This window comes from Bradyrhizobium sp. HKCCYLRH3061 (assembly GCF_051168015.1).
Classification (GTDB): domain Bacteria; phylum Pseudomonadota; class Alphaproteobacteria; order Rhizobiales; family Xanthobacteraceae; genus Bradyrhizobium.
Genome location: NZ_JBNPUE010000008.1, coordinates 26,426 through 41,492 on the forward strand (window position 1 = coordinate 26,426; position 15,067 = coordinate 41,492).

At 65.0% G+C, this 15,067-nt stretch carries 16 protein-coding genes; 6 read left to right on the forward strand and 10 right to left on the reverse strand.

Annotated elements, in window-relative coordinates; translation table 11 throughout:
- Positions 1-55 precede the first annotated feature (55 nt).
- The 3 genes from ACQR2C_RS15030 to ACQR2C_RS15040 all read left to right on the forward strand — a co-directional run bounded on the left by ACQR2C_RS15030 (position 56) and on the right by ACQR2C_RS15040 (position 3,753).
- The gene (locus tag ACQR2C_RS15030) at positions 56-1,846 is read left to right on the forward strand and encodes a NirA family protein (protein ID WP_434881512.1); all 1,791 of its coding nucleotides are present in this window, start codon (positions 56-58) and stop codon (positions 1,844-1,846) included.
- Positions 1,843-3,444 carry a sulfite reductase subunit alpha gene (locus ACQR2C_RS15035; protein ID WP_434881513.1) on the forward strand — a complete coding sequence of 534 codons (1,602 nt, stop codon included), beginning with the start codon at positions 1,843-1,845 and terminating at the stop codon, positions 3,442-3,444. The genes ACQR2C_RS15030 and ACQR2C_RS15035 overlap by 4 nt, the downstream gene beginning before the upstream one ends.
- Before the next feature lie 159 nt (positions 3,445-3,603).
- On the forward strand, positions 3,604-3,753 hold the full coding sequence (locus tag ACQR2C_RS15040) for a hypothetical protein (protein ID WP_315711980.1): 150 nt from the start codon (positions 3,604-3,606) through the stop codon (positions 3,751-3,753).
- A 6-nt stretch (positions 3,754-3,759) separates the two neighbouring features.
- On the opposite strand, the gene ACQR2C_RS15045 is transcribed toward ACQR2C_RS15040, so the two are convergent.
- From ACQR2C_RS15045 to pxpB, 3 genes are read right to left on the reverse strand one after another with little or no spacing between them, the layout of a single operon-like run.
- On the reverse strand, positions 3,760-4,527 hold the full coding sequence (locus ACQR2C_RS15045) for a LamB/YcsF family protein (protein WP_434881514.1): 768 nt from the start codon (positions 4,525-4,527) through the stop codon (positions 3,760-3,762).
- 50 nt (positions 4,528-4,577) lie between these two features.
- A complete protein-coding gene (locus tag ACQR2C_RS15050) occupies positions 4,578-5,612 on the reverse strand; it encodes a biotin-dependent carboxyltransferase family protein (RefSeq protein ID WP_434881515.1) in 1,035 nt (344 codons plus the stop codon).
- Positions 5,609-6,340, reverse strand: a complete 732-nt coding sequence (gene pxpB / locus ACQR2C_RS15055; protein WP_316178775.1) for a 5-oxoprolinase subunit PxpB — start codon at positions 6,338-6,340, stop codon at positions 5,609-5,611. Before pxpB ends, ACQR2C_RS15050 begins: the two co-directional genes overlap by 4 nt.
- A gap of 247 nt (positions 6,341-6,587) precedes the next feature.
- Here pxpB and ACQR2C_RS15060 point away from each other — a divergent pair, with 247 nt between their 5' ends.
- Entirely contained in the window at positions 6,588-7,286 is a 699-nt protein-coding gene (locus tag ACQR2C_RS15060) for a ribonuclease activity regulator RraA (protein WP_006613956.1), read from the forward strand.
- Positions 7,287-7,340: 54 nt separating this feature from the next.
- Complete coding sequence (locus ACQR2C_RS15065; protein ID WP_008965351.1) at positions 7,341-7,748, forward strand: (R)-mandelonitrile lyase; 408 nt, start codon at positions 7,341-7,343, stop codon at positions 7,746-7,748.
- Between the two features lie 83 nt (positions 7,749-7,831).
- On the opposite strand, the gene ACQR2C_RS15070 is transcribed toward ACQR2C_RS15065, so the two are convergent.
- A complete protein-coding gene (locus ACQR2C_RS15070) occupies positions 7,832-8,710 on the reverse strand; it encodes a DUF2147 domain-containing protein (protein WP_434881516.1) in 879 nt (292 codons plus the stop codon).
- 91 nt (positions 8,711-8,801) lie between these two features.
- Entirely contained in the window at positions 8,802-9,278 is a 477-nt protein-coding gene (locus tag ACQR2C_RS15075) for an Lrp/AsnC family transcriptional regulator (protein ID WP_315799995.1), read from the reverse strand.
- Positions 9,279-9,425: 147 nt separating this feature from the next.
- Between ACQR2C_RS15075 and ACQR2C_RS15080 the strand changes: the two genes are divergently transcribed.
- Positions 9,426-10,445, forward strand: coding sequence for a 1-aminocyclopropane-1-carboxylate deaminase (locus ACQR2C_RS15080; protein WP_172108925.1), 1,020 nt, complete (start codon positions 9,426-9,428; stop codon positions 10,443-10,445).
- Positions 10,446-11,238: 793 nt separating this feature from the next.
- Here the strand turns inward: ACQR2C_RS15080 and ACQR2C_RS15085 are convergent.
- The 5 genes from ACQR2C_RS15085 to ACQR2C_RS15105 form a co-directional block, all read right to left on the reverse strand.
- Positions 11,239-11,808, reverse strand: a complete 570-nt coding sequence (locus ACQR2C_RS15085) for a hypothetical protein (RefSeq protein ID WP_434881517.1) — start codon at positions 11,806-11,808, stop codon at positions 11,239-11,241.
- Positions 11,771-12,211 carry a hypothetical protein gene (locus ACQR2C_RS15090; protein ID WP_434881518.1) on the reverse strand — a complete coding sequence of 147 codons (441 nt, stop codon included), beginning with the start codon at positions 12,209-12,211 and terminating at the stop codon, positions 11,771-11,773. The genes ACQR2C_RS15085 and ACQR2C_RS15090 overlap by 38 nt, the downstream gene beginning before the upstream one ends.
- 223 nt (positions 12,212-12,434) lie before the next feature.
- Entirely contained in the window at positions 12,435-13,226 is a 792-nt protein-coding gene (locus ACQR2C_RS15095; RefSeq protein ID WP_434872789.1) for a transporter substrate-binding domain-containing protein, read from the reverse strand.
- A gap of 178 nt (positions 13,227-13,404) precedes the next feature.
- Complete coding sequence (locus tag ACQR2C_RS15100) at positions 13,405-13,815, reverse strand: hypothetical protein (protein ID WP_316178771.1); 411 nt, start codon at positions 13,813-13,815, stop codon at positions 13,405-13,407.
- 244 nt (positions 13,816-14,059) lie between these two features.
- Complete coding sequence (locus tag ACQR2C_RS15105; protein ID WP_316236493.1) at positions 14,060-15,058, reverse strand: hydroxyacid dehydrogenase; 999 nt, start codon at positions 15,056-15,058, stop codon at positions 14,060-14,062.
- Positions 15,059-15,067: the final 9 nt, after the last annotated feature.

Here is a 15,067-nt window from a genome sequence, read left to right on the forward strand (position 1 = left end):
CTCATCCCATTCCCGAACGCCAACCGCCGTGGCCGCTGGAGCTTCGTCCGCCATCATGAAAATCGAATCGTTGTCAGTCGACTTTAACGACGAGCAGAAGCGCTACCTCGAAGGCTTGGCTGCGGGCCTCAAGGTCACGCTGGCAGGGCGCGGCCAGGGTGGCACGCAGACGGCAAGCGAGCCGACCGGCCCGGACGCCATCCACATCAAGGCCCAGGACAAGGTGATTGCGTCGGGACGGAAGCTCGCCGACCAGGAGAAGGTCAAGCGCGAGCTCCATCCCTTCGATGCCTACGAGCGGCTGAAGGAGCAGGCGCGCAATGATGCCGCGCCGTCCACGGCCGACAATTTCCGCTGGCGCTATTACGGCCTGTTTCACGTCGCGCCGGCGCAGGATTCCTATATGTGCCGCCTGCGCATCCCCAACGGCATCCTGAAGCATTGGCAACTGGCGGGCGTCGCCGATCTCGCCGACCAGCTTTGCGGTCCCTACAGCCACGTCACCACGCGGGCCAACCTGCAACTGCGCGAAATTCCCCCGAGGCACGCGGTCACGCTGCTGGAGGGACTTTCGGATCTCGGCCTGACGGCGCGCGGCTCCGGCGCCGACAACATCCGCAACGTGACGGGAACGCCGACCGCCGGCATCGATCCGCAGGAATTGCTCGATACGCGGCCCTATGCGCGCGAATGGCATTTCCACATCCTCAACGACCGCTCGCTGTACGGCCTGCCGCGCAAGTTCAACGTCGCCTTCGACGGCGCCGGACGGATCGCGGCACTGGAGGACACCAACGACATCGCGTTCTCAGCGGTCGAGGTGAAGGACGGCTTTGGCGTTGCGCCGGGCGTGTGGTTCAAGCTCGGCCTCGGCGGCATCACCGGACACAAGGATTTCGCCAAGCCGACAGGGATCATCGTCGAGCCGGAGCGGGCGACCGAGGTGGCCGACGCCATCGTGCGGCTGTTCATCGAGACCGGCGACCGCACCAATCGCCTCAAGGCGCGGCTCAAATATGTGCTCGATAGCATGGGTCACGACAAGTTCATGGAAGCCGTTGAAACAAGGCTCGGCCGCAAGCTGGCGCGCGTCCCCGACGAGGCGCTCGCGCCGCGGCCCGACGCCGATCGCATGGCCCATATCGGCGTCCACCAGCAGAAGCAGCAGGGGGTGAACTGGATCGGCGTGGTGCTGCCGTTGGGCAAGCTGAGGACGGACCAGATGCGCGCGCTCGCCAAGATCGCAGCCGATCTCGGCGACGGCGAGATCCGGCTCACGGTGTGGCAGAACCTGCTGCTCTCGGGCGTTCCCGACGACAAGGTCGCTCTGGCCTGTGCGGCGATCGAGCAGATCGGGCTGTCGACAAAGTCCTCGCACATCCGCGCCGGACTGATCGCCTGCACCGGCAACGCCGGCTGCAAGTTCGCGGCATCCAACACCAAGAAACATGCGGCCGAGATCGGCGACTGGTGCGAGAGCAGGGTGGACGTCGACACACCGCTGAACATCCATCTCACCGGCTGCCATCATTCCTGTGCCCAGCACTACATCAGCGACATCGGCATGATCGCGGCAAAGGCGCCGGTTGGTGACGGCGACGACACGGTCGAGGGCTATCACCTGTTCGCCGGCGGCGGGTTCGGCCCGCAGGCCGACATCGGCCGCGAGGTCTATCGCGACCTCAAGGCGGCGGATGCGCCTGTAACCGTTGAGAAGCTGCTCAAGGCCTATCTCGCCCATCGCGCCTCTCCCGAGGAGACCTTCCTGTCGTTCGCACGCCGTCACGACGGCGAGGCGCTGCGCAATCTCGCCGAAGCCCAGACCTCGTCGGAGGTGTCAGCATGAACCAGATCACGCCCATGCCCAAGATCGAGATCATTCCTTCGACGGCGCCATTCTCCGAGGCGCAACGCTCATGGCTCAACGGCTTTCTGGCCGGAGCGCTCGGCTTCGACGGCGCGACAGCATTGTCGCCGGCGCAGAACGGCGCCGTGCTTGCGCCCGCGGGCGACGGTGACGACGGCGAGGCGCCATGGCACGACCAGACCATGCCGATCGCCGAGCGCATGAAGCTCGCCGAGGGCCGTCCGCTGCGCCGGCGCATGATGGCGGCCATGGCGCAGCAGGACTGCGGCCAATGCGGTTACAATTGCAGCGACTATTCGGATGCGATTGCCGATCGCAGCGAGGCGCGGCTGAATCTGTGCGTCCCCGGCGGCAAGGAAACCGCGCGGATGCTCAAGGCGCTCTACGAGGAGATCGACAGGGCTCCGGCCGCGGCCAAGCCCGCTGCGGCTGCGCCGGCCTCCGTCTCCGTCGTCGTCAGCGAGCCCGGTCGCTCGCGCGACAATCCGGTCGATGCGACGTTCCTGTCGCGGCGCCTGCTCAACAAGCCGGGCTCGGAGAAGGAGACCTGGCACATCGAGTTCGATCTCGGCGAGAGCGGGCTCGACTACGTCGTCGGCGATTCCTTCGGCATCTTCGCCAAGAACGATCTCGGCCTCGTCGATCAGATCATCGCGCTGCTCGGCGCCTCGCACATGACCGAGGTGAACGGCAAGCCGCTGCGGCAGTGCCTGTTGGAGGACGTCTCGCTGGCGCCGGCGCCGGATTCGCTGTTCGAGCTGATCTCCTTCATCACCGGCGGCGCAACCCGCGAGAAGGCGCGGCAGCTGGCGCAGGGCGAGGATCCCGACGGCGACGCGGCGACGCTCGACGTGATGGCGGTGCTGCAGAAGTTCTCCGGCGTCCGGCCGCATCCGGAGGCCTTCGTCGAGGCGCTGGAGCCGCTGCAGCCGCGGCTCTACTCCATCTCGTCGTCGCACAATGCCACGCCCGGCAGGTTGTCGCTGACGGTCGACTGCGTCCGCTACGTCATCGGCAAGCGCAAGCGGCTGGGACTTGCCTCGACGTTCCTGGCCGAGCGGATCAATCCCGGCGACAAGCTGCGCGTCTATGTGCAGAAGGCGCACGGATTCGCGCTGCCCGCTGATCCGAAGACGCCGATCATCATGGTCGGTCCCGGCACCGGCGTCGCGCCGTTCCGCGCGTTCCTGCACGACCGCAGGGCGACCGGCGCGCCCGGCAAGAACTGGCTGTTCTTCGGACATCAGCGCAGCGACTGCGACTTCTTCTACGCCGACGAGCTGAACGCCATGAAGACGGCCGGCCTCCTGACGCGGCTGTCGCTGGCGTGGTCGCGCGACGGCGACAAGAAGTTCTACGTCCAGGACCGCATGCGCGAGGTCGGGCGCGAGGTCTGGACCTGGCTCGCCGACGGCGCCCATCTCTACATCTGCGGCGACGCCAAGCGCATGGCCAAGGACGTCGAGCGCGCCCTCGTCGACATCGTCGCCCAGTTCGGGGCCCGCTCGACCGACGAGGCCGTCAGCTTCGTGGCCGACCTCAAGAAGAAGGGCCGGTTCCAGCTCGACGTCTACTGAAGGGGAACCCTGCGGAGAATGTTCTCGGCCGCGAGCCCGGCCGAGAATTTTTTGGTTCCAGCGGGACCCGAAGCAGGGGGCTTGTCGTTATTTCGCCGGTTGCCTTGCACCGGCCCGCGAGAACGCTTTTCTCATGGCCGGAACTTCAGGAGACCGGCCATGCGGACGATATCGACGCCCCTGCGACAGATGCCCCAGGCCCGCGCCATTCGCGAGCGCGGCGCAACTGTCGCGCTGGTTGCCTTCTACAGCGCGATGGCGCTGATTGCCGCGATCACCCTGGGCACATCCTTCACGCACCCGTTCTGATCCTCCTCACCTCTTGAACGGCGCGACCGTGATGCCGGCCGCGTCCAGCGCCTTGCGGACCTCCCGCGCAATCTCGACCGCGCCAGCGGTATCGCCGTGAATGCAGACGGTGTCGGTGCGCATCTTCATCACCTTGCCGGTCACCGAGATCACCGCGCCGTCCTGAACCATGCGCACGACGCGATCGGCGATGATCTTGGGATCGTGCAGCACGGCGCCGGGCTTGCTGCGCGACACCAGGAGTCCATCGTCGCCATAGGCGCGATCGGCGAACACCTCGTGCGCCATCGACAGGTTGGCCTTCTCGCCCGCGGTCACCAGCTTGGAGTTGGCGAGCACGACAAAGATCAGACTGGGATCGACGGCCTTGATCGCCTTGGCGATCGCGTTTGCCGTCATGTCGTCCTCGCAGGCGACGTTGGACAGCGCGCCGTGGGCCTTCACATGCGTGACCTTGTGGCCGGCCGCGGCGGCGATCGCTTGTAGCGCGCCGATCTGATAGGCGACGAGGTTCTCGATCTCGGATGATGTCAGCCCTGGTACCGGACGCCGGCCGAAACCATGCAGATCGCGATAGCCGGGATGCGCACCGACGCTGACGCCTTTGGCCTTCGCCATCTCGACCGTGCGGCGCATGATGTCGGCATCGCCGGCATGAAAACCGCAGGCGACGTTCACCGACGTCGCCAGCTCGATCATGGCGGCATCGTTGCCCATTTCCCACGGGCCAAAGCTCTCTCCGAGGTCGCAGTTCAGGTCGACGGTGCTGGTCATGTCAGGGTCCGCTCGTTGATGGGTCCGAAACAGCGTGAGATGTGCTCAAATCAATCGGGAGTCGCTCCGGGCCAGGTGGTGGCGTCGGTTGCGCTGACCGCATGACCGGCGACATTGGCCGTGAACAGCGCATCGACATTGAAATCGCTGTTGGCGAGCTCGGTGACGCGGCCGGGCAGGCTGCGCAGCAGCTCCTTGTAGCGGCGCAGTTCGGCCTGCGCCTCGGCGATGCTCACGGCCTTGAAGCGGAATGGCGTGCCGGCGGGCGTCTGCGCCAGGCGGCCGAAATCCGCCGTGATGACGGTCGCGATCTTCGGATAGCCGCCGCTGGTGCCGCGATCGGACATCAGCACGATCGGCGAACCGTTGCCAGGCACCTGGATGCTGCCGTCCACGGTGCCGTCGGAGACGATGTTGTGGCCATGGAGATGGCGGATCGGCGGTCCTTCGAGGCGATAGCCCATGCGGTCGCTGGTTGCTGACACCATCCAGTCGCTGCCGAGGAACAGCGCTTTCATCTCGTCGCTGAACTCATCGTCCTGCGGCCCCATCACGACGCGGATCACGCCGCTCATTCTCGGCACATCAATCCGCAGTTCCGGCGCGTCGCTGGCGGGGGTGACCTCGAACCTGTCGCCGGCCTGGAGCGGCCGCGGGTAGGGGCTGCCGAGCCCGGCGCGCGCGTTCACCGAGAGACTGTTGAACATCGGCTCGCCGGCGATGCCGCCTTCGATGGCCAGATAAGTGAACGAGCCGCCGCGCGCAAAGCCGAGCGTGAGCTGCTCTTCGTCGTTCAGTGTCACCGACGTGTTGATCTCGATCGGCCGCTTGGCGACGTCCGCCGGCCGCTGCGCGCCGGCGAGCGCCACGCGCACCGCGCCGCCCTTCGCCGCGAACGTCGCGCCGAACGGGCCGATCTCGATCGCAGCCGCCATCGGCACATTGCCGACGAGGCTGTTGGCTGCGGCCAGCGCCAGCTTGTCCATCGCGCCGGATGGCGTCAGTCCGTAGCGCTGCGCGCCGAAACGCCCGCCATCCTGGACCGAGCTTGCCGGACCGATCTGTGAGACGACGAGCGTGCTCATGCGGCGATCCGCTCTGCGATGAGCTCGCCGCCCTCCGCGGCGCGCTCCTGCTCCGCGAAGGTCTTCACGTCGACGGCGTAGAAGCTGACCTCGTCGCCGGGCTCGAGCAGGAAGGTCGGGTCGCGGTGCAGTTGAAATGTCCGCATCGCGGTGCGCCCGAGCAGGTGCCAGCCGCAGGGGCCGGCAAGGCACTGGATGCCGGTCTGGATGCCGCCGATCGCGATGATGCCTGCCGGTGTCGCCAAGCGCGGGTTCTGCCGGCGCGACATCTGCAACGTCGGATCGAGACCGGACAGATAGGACCAGCCCGGCGTGAAGCCGATCATCGCGACGCGGTAGATGCCGGCGACATGGCGGGCGACGACCTCGTCCGGCGTCAGGTTCAGCGCCTTGGCGACGTCCTCCAGGTCGATGCCATTCTCGCCGCCGTAGCAGACTGGAACCCGCCAGCGCCGGATCTCGCTGTCCGGCGCAAGCGACCCGGCCGACAGCGCCAACAGCTTTGCCCCAAGCGTGTCGTGGTCGATCACACCTGCATCATAGTGCACCAGCAGCGAGCGATAGGTCGGCACCGTCTCGGTGATGCCCGCGATGGCGGCGGCAGTCAGCGCATGGTCGAGCGCAAGCACGCGGCGATTGGCGGTCTCGTCGATGGTCCGGCTGAACTCGACGGTGACCGCGCTGTCGCCGCTGGGCAGCAGGCGAGGAGGTGGAAAAGAGTCGGCCATCTGTCCGAGAAGATCCGTGTTGCTGTTCCTCATCTAGCCGCTTTCGATCGCCAGTGGAATTGCGCTGGAGACAAAAAGTCTCGAAAATTCAATAAATTAATCGGATGCCCCGCGATAAGAAGACCTTATCGGGCCGCTGCAGGCCCCGCATGCGCTGGGCGCACTGAGCATGCCCTTGACGCGGCCTTCGTCGCTCGCAAGATGCGCCTGCTTTTTCCGCCAGCCTGTTTGGAGCGCCAGTCTCACAATGTCCCTCACTCCCGAAGCCATCGCTACCCTCTCCCAGGTCACTACGGCGACCATCACGACGGTCCTGCTGAAGAAGGGGTTGCGCAATGTCTGGCTGCGCGGCGCCAAGCCGCTGCGCCCGGGACAGAAGCGGCTGGTCGGTCCCGCCTTCACGCTGCGCTTCGTGCCGGCGCGCGAGGATCTCGCGACGCCGGAATCCTGGTCGTCGCCGATCTCGACCCGCACCGCGATCGAGGCCATGCCCGAGGGCTGCATCGCCGTGGTCGATGCGATGGGCGTCAAGGACGCCGGCATCTTCGGCGACATTCTGTGCGCCCGCATGGTCAAGCGCGGCGTCACCGCGCTGATCACCGACGGCGTGGTGCGCGACCTCGAAGGCGTGATGGGCACCGGCCTGCCGGTGTGGTGCGATGGCTACGCCGCGCCGCCGTCGGTTGCCGGCCTCACCTTCGTCGGCTGGGGCGAGGCGATCGGCTGCGGCGGCGTTGCGGTGTTTCCGAACGACGTCATCGTCGCCGACCAGGACGGCGCGGTGCTGATCCCGCAGGCGATGCTCGATCACGTGCTCGCCGAAGGCCCGGAGCAGGAGCGCATGGAAGCCTGGATCGTCGACGAGGTGAACAAGGGCGCGGTGCTGCCGGGTCTCTATCCGATGAATGCCGAGACCAAGGCGCGCTACGCGGCGTCGAAGAAGTAGGTCGCGGCCGACGCAGCGATCGATCGACTGCAAGGACTTAGGAAAGGCAGAACCATGGTGGATGTTTATCTCGCGGGCTCGCGCCCCACGCGCCGCGCGGCGGCCGAAAGTTTCACCGGTACGGTGTGGCAGGACCCGATCATCACGCCGCAGGCGCCGGCCCGCGTCGCCTCGGCGCGCGTGGCGTTCGAGCCCGGCGCGCGCACCGCCTGGCACACCCATCCGCTCGGACAGACGCTCTACGTGATTCAGGGCGTCGGTCGGGTGCAGGCCAAGGGCGGGCCGGTGCGCGAGATCAAGGCCGGCGACGTCGTGTGGATTCCACCAGGCGAGAAGCATTGGCATGGCGCCGCGCCGACCACCGGCATGGTCCACGTCGCGATGCATGAATCGCTCAACGGTGAGCACGTGACGTGGATGGAGCACGTCACCGACGAGGAATATGCGACGCCGGTCGGCTGACGCCAGACTGACGACCGCTCGAGCGCGCGGTCGCAAGGCCGCGCGCGTTTCATTTGAATGAACTTCGACGGTCGTCGCCGCGCTCAGTTCACTCGCGTCCAGGTCTGGCCGCCGCAGAACATGCCGCCGAAGGCGCAGCCCTGCACGCGCAGATTGTCCGCTCCCTTCAGCGCGATGGTCGAATCGTAGGTGCTGCCGCTGTTCGGATCGAAGATGCGGCCGGTCCACTTCTTCTCCTGGGCCTTGTCGCTCGGCCGCATGTTGATCAGGATCTGCTCGCCGTTCTGCTTGGTCTTCGCATCCACGGCGTAGCCGCAGAGATTGGCGCCGCAGGGCTCGATGCGGATCTGGCCCTCCTTCTCCTCCGTCAGCCAGATGCCGACCGGCGAGTTGGGATCGCGACCGGCGGTCTGCGCCGCAGCGGGCGGAGCGGCTGCGGTGGTCACGGCAGGCGCCTGGGCTGGACGCGGTGGCGGCGGCGCGGCGGCCGTCGTGGGGGCCGCAGCGGCCGTTGCAGCGGCCGGAGGCGCAACCGGTGCCGTAGCGTTGGCGGCTGGGGCCGCCGGAGGTGGCGGCAGCGGCGCCGGTGGCGCGGCCGCCTGGACGGGAGCAGGAGCGGCCGGCGGGCTCACCGGTGCGGCTGCCGTCGGAGCAGGCTGGGCGGGAACTGGAGCAGGGGCCGCGACCGCCGGAGCAGGCGGTTGCGGGGCCGGGGTGACCGCCGCCTCGGTGGGCGCCGGAGCCGGCTTGTCCGCCGCGGCCGGCGGCCTGGCCGCCTGATCCGGATCGCGCTTGGTGCGCTTGGACTTCTTCTGCTCGGTATTGTCGTAGACGCCGGGGATCTGCACGGTGCCGCGGTCGGGATCGATGCGGATCGTCTTGCCGCCGTACTCGATGACGTACTGCGCCTCGGCGGCACTGCTGGCCAGAACCACGGCAGCAACGGCCAACAGCCTCTTCATCAGGATCTCCACGATGTCGGTTGCTGATGTGAGCGAGCTCACGCGCAATTAAGTCGCCGATGCAGCAGCCCTGGTTCAACGCGCCCTCCGCTCAGAAATCCAGCGGCGCATTGTCGACCACCTCCTTCATCACGAAGAAGGTGCGGGTCTGCCGCACGCCGGGCAGCGAGATCAGCTGGTCGCCATGCATGCGGTTGAAGTCCTGCATGTCGCGGACGCGGATCTTGAGGAAGAAGTCGAAATCGCCGGCGACGAGATGGCAGTCGAGCACGAATTTGAGCTTGCGGATCGCGGCCTCGAAGGTGCGAAAGCTCTCCGGCGTCGAGCGGTCGAGCACGACGCCGACCAGCACCAGTGCGCTGCGCTCGACCTTCTCCGGCGCGATCTGCGCGCGCACGCTCCGGATGTAGCCCTCCTCGAACAGGCGCTGGGTGCGGCGATGGCAGGTGGCCGGACTGACGTGAACGGTGGCGGCAAGCTCGGCATTGCTCATCCGGCCGTCCTTCTGCAGCAGTTGCAGGATGCGCCGGTCTACGCGGTCGAGATCGGTTTCGGAAGTTTCTTTCATACGACACACAAGTTTTGGGAAAACCCATCGCTCAACGAGCCAAGCGCCGACGTAAGCATGAAATTCTGCGCCAATAAAGAGAGCACCTTTCTCAGGCTTTTTCGTATGTTGGGGACGACCGATCTCATTCACCCACGGAGAGGCCCCGTGCTTCGGCTCGACAAATTCAAAAAATATCCGCTCACCTTCGGTGCCACCCCGATCGAGCATCTGCCGCGGCTGACGGCGGCGCTCGGCGGCAAGGTGCAGATCTACGCCAAGCGCGACGACTGCAATTCCGGTCTCGCCATGGGCGGCAACAAGCTGCGCAAGCTCGAATACATCGTGCCCGACGCGATCGAGTCCAATGCCGACACCCTGGTCTCGATCGGCGGCGTGCAGTCCAACCACACCCGCATGGTGGCGGCGACCGCGGCCAAGATCGGCATGAAGTGCGTTGTCGTCCAGGAGAGCTGGGTGCCGCACGAGGACGCCGTCTATGACCGCGTCGGCAACATCCTGATGACGCGCCTGATGGGCGCCGACAGCCGCATCGTCGAGGACGGCTTCGACATCGGCATCCGCAAGAGCTGGGAGAACGCGATCCAGTCGGTGAAGGACGCCGGCGGCAAGCCCTACGGCATTCCGGCCGGTGCTTCCGTGCACAAATTCGGCGGCCTCGGCTATGTCGGCTTCGCCGAGGAGGTGAGGGCGCAGGAAGCCGAGATGGGCATCAAGTTCGACTACATCATCGTCTGCGTCGTCACCGGCTCGACCCAGGCCGGCATGATCGTCGGCTTTGCCGCGGATGGACGCGCCGACCGCGTCATCGGCATCGATGCCTCCGGCACGCCGGAGCAGACCCGCAGCCAGGTGCGGCAGATCGTCGACAACACCGCCGAGCTGGTCGAGCTCGGCCGCAAGGTGCGCGACGACGAGATCGTGATCCTGAATGACTACGCCTATCCGGCCTATGGCGTGCCGAGTGCCGAGACCAACGAGGCCATTCGCCTCGCCGCCCGCACCGAGGCGATGATCACCGACCCCGTCTACGAGGGCAAGTCGATGCAGGGCATGATCGACCTCGTCAAGAAGGGCTACTTCCCGGAGGGATCGAAGGTGCTCTACGCCCATCTGGGCGGCGCGCCGGCGATCAACGGCTACAGCTACACGTATCGCAACGGCTGAGGCCTGTTTGAACTCCGTTCGCTGCGCGGTTATGAGCCGAGCTTTCACAACACGCTCCACTGTCGTCCCGGCCTTGAGCCGGGACCCATAACCACCAGCGGGACTGTTCTGCAGGCCTGCACCTTCGCACCTGCCACAAACGACGGCCTGTGAGTATGGGTCCCGGCTCGAGGCCGGGACGACACCGTTTGTGTCGCCCGAGCGATCCGCACCTAACACTCTAGAGCATGACCTTGCTGTCTCGCGACGCATGACGTCCGAGTGATTCCATCAGTCGTGCCCCTCTCGAATAGAAGAGGGCGCAGGGAATGCCGGGTGAGGGCCTCACCCATGGCCCGCCTGCGTAAAAAAATGCAGGCGGCAGGTACCACAGGTGCTGCCGATCAACCGGCATTCCCTGCGCGACGGTCTTAACGCTTATACGCAGTCTCCCTGGTGCGCCGGGCTTGTTGGCCACCATCACCACGCGGCGCCTTGAGCACCGTCGCGACTTGATACCAGCGTCGGGGTATCAGGACCCTGCGACTTCACGTCCGCAATCTGCCGTTCGTCCGCGTGCAAGCACGCTGCGGCACCAACGCGGCCATCGCATCCCACCTCGCGTGTCGTGACGATCGCGCGCAACGCCCCTCTCGATGAGGTGGGATGGCGGCAGTGAACCATAGTTTTCGGAAAAACGCAAGCCTATTGTTTCTGGCGCAGCGACTGGACAGCGCCATGCCGCTGAAACGGCGTAGAAAGATCCTCTCTGGTCGCTGATTATCGATGACCGTGCAGCTGATCAAGACCGCGCCTAACGCTCGTCGAGCGTGACATTGTCGACATGCTTGCTCCTTACGTCGTAATAGCAGCGAACTCGCACCCTAACTGCGGCATTGAACCCATTTTTAAACCTCGCATCGGGCTCTATGGCAACTACTTTGCCTGTCCTGACATATTCATTTCCTGTCAGATACGTGCCGAACGGAAGCCAAGGCCACTCCGGGTCGCCGTATTTTGCTCGATCGTTGGCCGCGATCTTGCAGGCCACCTGGACCTCGCTCCAACCCGACCAATTGTTAACCAGCTGCTCGTTATCAGCGCACGATGACCAGTCCCGCTTGCAGGCGTCTCGCTGCGACTTATACTTTGCGAATTGAGCTGCGTTCATTCCCTTCTCGATGGCGGCCTTGTATTCGTCGTAGCTTCCGAAATCGCGGACCCGATTGTCATAAGTCCCTTCTGAAATTCCCTCCGACTTCAATATGCGCGCCTTCTTCTCTTCACTACTTTCTTCTGCAGACCCTCCGGCCAAAACACAAAAGATCGCAAATACTATTGCGCTGCTAACATATCGATCGAAGTTTGTTGCGCTGTGTTGCATATGCGGTTAATCCCCCTGCAGACAATCCAACGGCATTCGCCGCAACATCAGCGACGTCAAATCTCCCCTGAACTAAGTCAAGCGCCTGACCCACTTCGGATCCGAGCACGACCGCTGCAGTTAACGCAATGACGGCAATCGCGGCGATCGAGACAAGCGTGTCTGCCCAAATCTTCACAATGCAGAACATAAACGAGAAAGCCCAAAGAGCAGAAGGGAGCGAATAGAGAGCGAAGCCGCTCACGTAAGGATTAAGAGGTCGGACCAGCGTTCGTGCGAAGTCGAGTAGAGGTCCACCACCCGCGCCTCCTATGGCATAAATAATCCAAGTATCTTTTGTACGAAAAAGCAAATATATTAAAGAGCCTATGCAAACTGGAACTACTGCAAAAATCATATCCATAGCCCTTCCAAGCCTTCCGTTCATAGCTTCGGCCACCGTCGTACAGCGCGACCATGTTCCGATCGTCCATATGCTTCTGTTAAGGACCGAAACGAACAGAACGCAACGCCGGGGCCAATTCAACGAGATCGCACTAGGGATCTGGTTTTGCTCCTTGCAGTTCGACCAGCGTGACATCCGCAAGATCTCGACGGGAAATCCCCACTAGTCGCCTCCGCCAGCCTCACTCGAACCAATTCTTGTAGATCGCCTGATAGCTGCCGTTCTCGGTGGAGATATGCAGCCACTGATCGACGAACGCCTTCAGCGCCACGTCGCGCTGCAGCCAGTAGGCCTTCTCCGAAAAGTCGAACGGCTTCTCTGGATGGACGGCGCACAAGACACCAGGATGCAGCTTCTGCTGGTAGCGCGTCTCAGAGGCGTCGGTCATCATCAGGTCGGCGTCGCCCTTGGCGATCTCGTCGAAGATGGTGACGTTGTCGGTGTGGACGCGGATGTCGGCCGCCTTGATGTTGGCGCGAGCAAAGCGCTCGTTGGTGCCGCCTGGATTGACGACGACCCGGGTGCCGGGCTTGTCGATGTCGGACAGCGTCTGGTACTTCGAGGTGTCGCTGCAACGGGCGATCGGGGTCTTGCCCTCGCGCATGATCGGCGTCGAGAAGTAGCCCTTCTTCTGGCGGTCGAGCGTGATCGACACGCCGCCCATGGCGACGTCGAACTTGTCGGCCTCGAAATCCTTCATGAGCTGCGGCCAGCTCGTCGGCACGAACTCGACATTGACGCCGAGGGCCTTGCCGAGCGACTCGGCCATGTCGACGTCGAAGCCGGAGAATTTGCCGGTCGCCTTGTCGAGATAGGTGAAGGGCTTGTAGTCGCCGGTCATGCCGACCCGCAAGCTACCGCGCTGCACGATCTCGTCGAGCCGCGAGGCCTGGTCCGCGGCCGCCGGCACGGCAAGGCTGCAGACGAGGACGAGCCCGGTCAGGACGGACAGCGGACGATCGAAAAACCCCATGATTGCGACACCTCGGCTTGAGTGGGACGAGGGTCTTCTTACAGGAAGCGGTGTCGCGGGACGAGGGGCTGGCGGCGGTCGCATCGTTCGGATCGGCTTACGGCCGCCGCCAGCGGTCGAGCCTCCTGGTCCACCAGGCAGTGCCGCGCATCATTCAACGATGCGCGGCCACCGAGCGCTAGGTCCGGCCGGGTTCGACCGGAGCAAACGCACCCTTGCCGGTCATCTCGTTCTTCAGTGCCTCGAAGCGCTCGGCCGCCTCGCGCGCACGGGTGTCGACCATGTCGATGGCGGCTTCGGCCGTCATCGGGCCGCTACTGACGGCGATCGAGGTCGGCCCGACGGTCTCATCGACATAGTAGCCGTCCTCGCCGCGCCGCGCGGTCCAGCGGAAGCGGATCGCAGAGATCGGGCCGGGACCGATCTTGGTGTAGCCGTCGGCCTGATCGAATGAGACCACCGTACCCGTGGCCTTTCTGGCTGGAGAGTTGGGAACAGGCGCGCTCGCCCGGTCGTCACGCTTCGCAGATTCCGGCTTGTCGAGGATGCTCGCTATCGTTGCGAGCGCGTGCTCCGTCGCAACACTCATGATCGCCTCTGTTCCTACTGACGCGCGCAAACGCCGACGCCAATAGCTGCAGTTGTAGCGAAGTCTGGGCGAGATGCAACATTGCGTTCAAATTTGGGCGACAAAGCGGTGGATGAAGATCCCCGCAGGACGGCGCTCGACTCAGCCGGCTCGTCTCCAAACGTGAATGGCCGGGATGGAGCCCGGCCATGATCATTCGAGCACTGAGCACAAGTATCAGCGCGAGACGGCGCCAGCCCGCGATTCAGAGCACGTCCTGATTGATCACGTTCTGCCGAATCGGCTCGCCGTCGAGCACACTGAGGATGTTGCGCGCGGTCTGCTCGCTCATGCGGTCGACCGCCTCGCGGGTGACGCCGGCGACGTGCGGGGCCATGATCACGTTGGGCAGCATATGCAGCGCGTGGCCGACCGGCGGCGGCTCCTGCTCGAACACGTCGAGGCCGGCGCCGGCGAGGCGGCCGGACGCCAGCGCGTCGTACAGCGCGGCCTCGTCGATCAGGCCGCCGCGCGCGGTGTTGATCAAATAGGCGGTCGGCTTCATCAGCCGCAGACGCGCGGCATTGAACAGGCCGATGGTCTCGGGCGTCTTCGGGCAATGGATGCTGACGAAGTCGGCGCGCGGCAGCGCGGCGTCGAGGTCGGTTACCGGCTCGCAGCCAGCGGCGGTGATGTCGGCGGCGGGCTTGTAGGGATCGTAGACCAGGACCTGCATCTCCATCGCCAGGCAGCGCTTGGCGGTGCGGGTGCCGATGCGGCCGAAGCCGATGATCAGCACGGTCTTGCCGTAGAGATCGAACGGCAGCACGCCGAGCCGCGAGCCCCAGGTGCCGTCCTTGACCATGGCATGCATCTCGTTGGCGCGCTTGGCCAAGGTCAGCATCATGAACAGCGCCTGCTCGGCGACCGACGGCGAATTCGCGGTGCCCGCGACCATCAAGGGCACCTTGTGGCGGCTCAGCGCCGGCACGTCGACCGCATCGAAGCCGACGCCGATCCTGGTCACGACCTTCATGTCGCCGGCAGCGACGAGCTCCGGCTCGCCGAAGCGCGTCGCACCGAGAGCCACACCATGCACCGGGGCATGGGAGGCGAGCAGCACGGAGAAATCCGCAGCCGAGATCATGTTGGGGAACTCGATCATCTCGACGTCGTCGCGCGCTGCGAGCAGCGCGCGTCCCTTGGCCGAGAAGGATTCCGTGACGAGGATCTTGTTCTTGTTGGTTGCCGTCCTGGTGGTCATGTCCTGCCC

What these genes read in the sequence shown, in the direction of transcription:
- ACQR2C_RS15030 (WP_434881512.1), top strand. Translation starts at nt 56, where the DNA reads ATGAAAATCGAATCGTTGTCAGTCGACTTTAACGACGAGCAGAAGCGC.
- ACQR2C_RS15035 (WP_434881513.1), top strand. Translation starts at nt 1,843, where the DNA reads ATGAACCAGATCACGCCCATGCCCAAGATCGAGATCATTCCTTCGACG.
- ACQR2C_RS15040 (WP_315711980.1), top strand. Translation starts at nt 3,604, where the DNA reads ATGCGGACGATATCGACGCCCCTGCGACAGATGCCCCAGGCCCGCGCC.
- ACQR2C_RS15045 (WP_434881514.1), bottom strand. Translation starts at nt 4,527, where the DNA reads ATGACCAGCACCGTCGACCTGAACTGCGACCTCGGAGAGAGCTTTGGC.
- ACQR2C_RS15050 (WP_434881515.1), bottom strand. Translation starts at nt 5,612, where the DNA reads ATGAGCACGCTCGTCGTCTCACAGATCGGTCCGGCAAGCTCGGTCCAG.
- pxpB (WP_316178775.1), bottom strand. Translation starts at nt 6,340, where the DNA reads ATGGCCGACTCTTTTCCACCTCCTCGCCTGCTGCCCAGCGGCGACAGC.
- ACQR2C_RS15060 (WP_006613956.1), top strand. Translation starts at nt 6,588, where the DNA reads ATGTCCCTCACTCCCGAAGCCATCGCTACCCTCTCCCAGGTCACTACG.
- ACQR2C_RS15065 (WP_008965351.1), top strand. Translation starts at nt 7,341, where the DNA reads ATGGTGGATGTTTATCTCGCGGGCTCGCGCCCCACGCGCCGCGCGGCG.
- ACQR2C_RS15070 (WP_434881516.1), bottom strand. Translation starts at nt 8,710, where the DNA reads ATGAAGAGGCTGTTGGCCGTTGCTGCCGTGGTTCTGGCCAGCAGTGCC.
- ACQR2C_RS15075 (WP_315799995.1), bottom strand. Translation starts at nt 9,278, where the DNA reads ATGAAAGAAACTTCCGAAACCGATCTCGACCGCGTAGACCGGCGCATC.
- ACQR2C_RS15085 (WP_434881517.1), bottom strand. Translation starts at nt 11,808, where the DNA reads ATGCAACACAGCGCAACAAACTTCGATCGATATGTTAGCAGCGCAATA.
- ACQR2C_RS15090 (WP_434881518.1), bottom strand. Translation starts at nt 12,211, where the DNA reads ATGGATATGATTTTTGCAGTAGTTCCAGTTTGCATAGGCTCTTTAATA.
- ACQR2C_RS15095 (WP_434872789.1), bottom strand. Translation starts at nt 13,226, where the DNA reads ATGGGGTTTTTCGATCGTCCGCTGTCCGTCCTGACCGGGCTCGTCCTC.
- ACQR2C_RS15100 (WP_316178771.1), bottom strand. Translation starts at nt 13,815, where the DNA reads ATGAGTGTTGCGACGGAGCACGCGCTCGCAACGATAGCGAGCATCCTC.
- ACQR2C_RS15105 (WP_316236493.1), bottom strand. Translation starts at nt 15,058, where the DNA reads ATGACCACCAGGACGGCAACCAACAAGAACAAGATCCTCGTCACGGAA.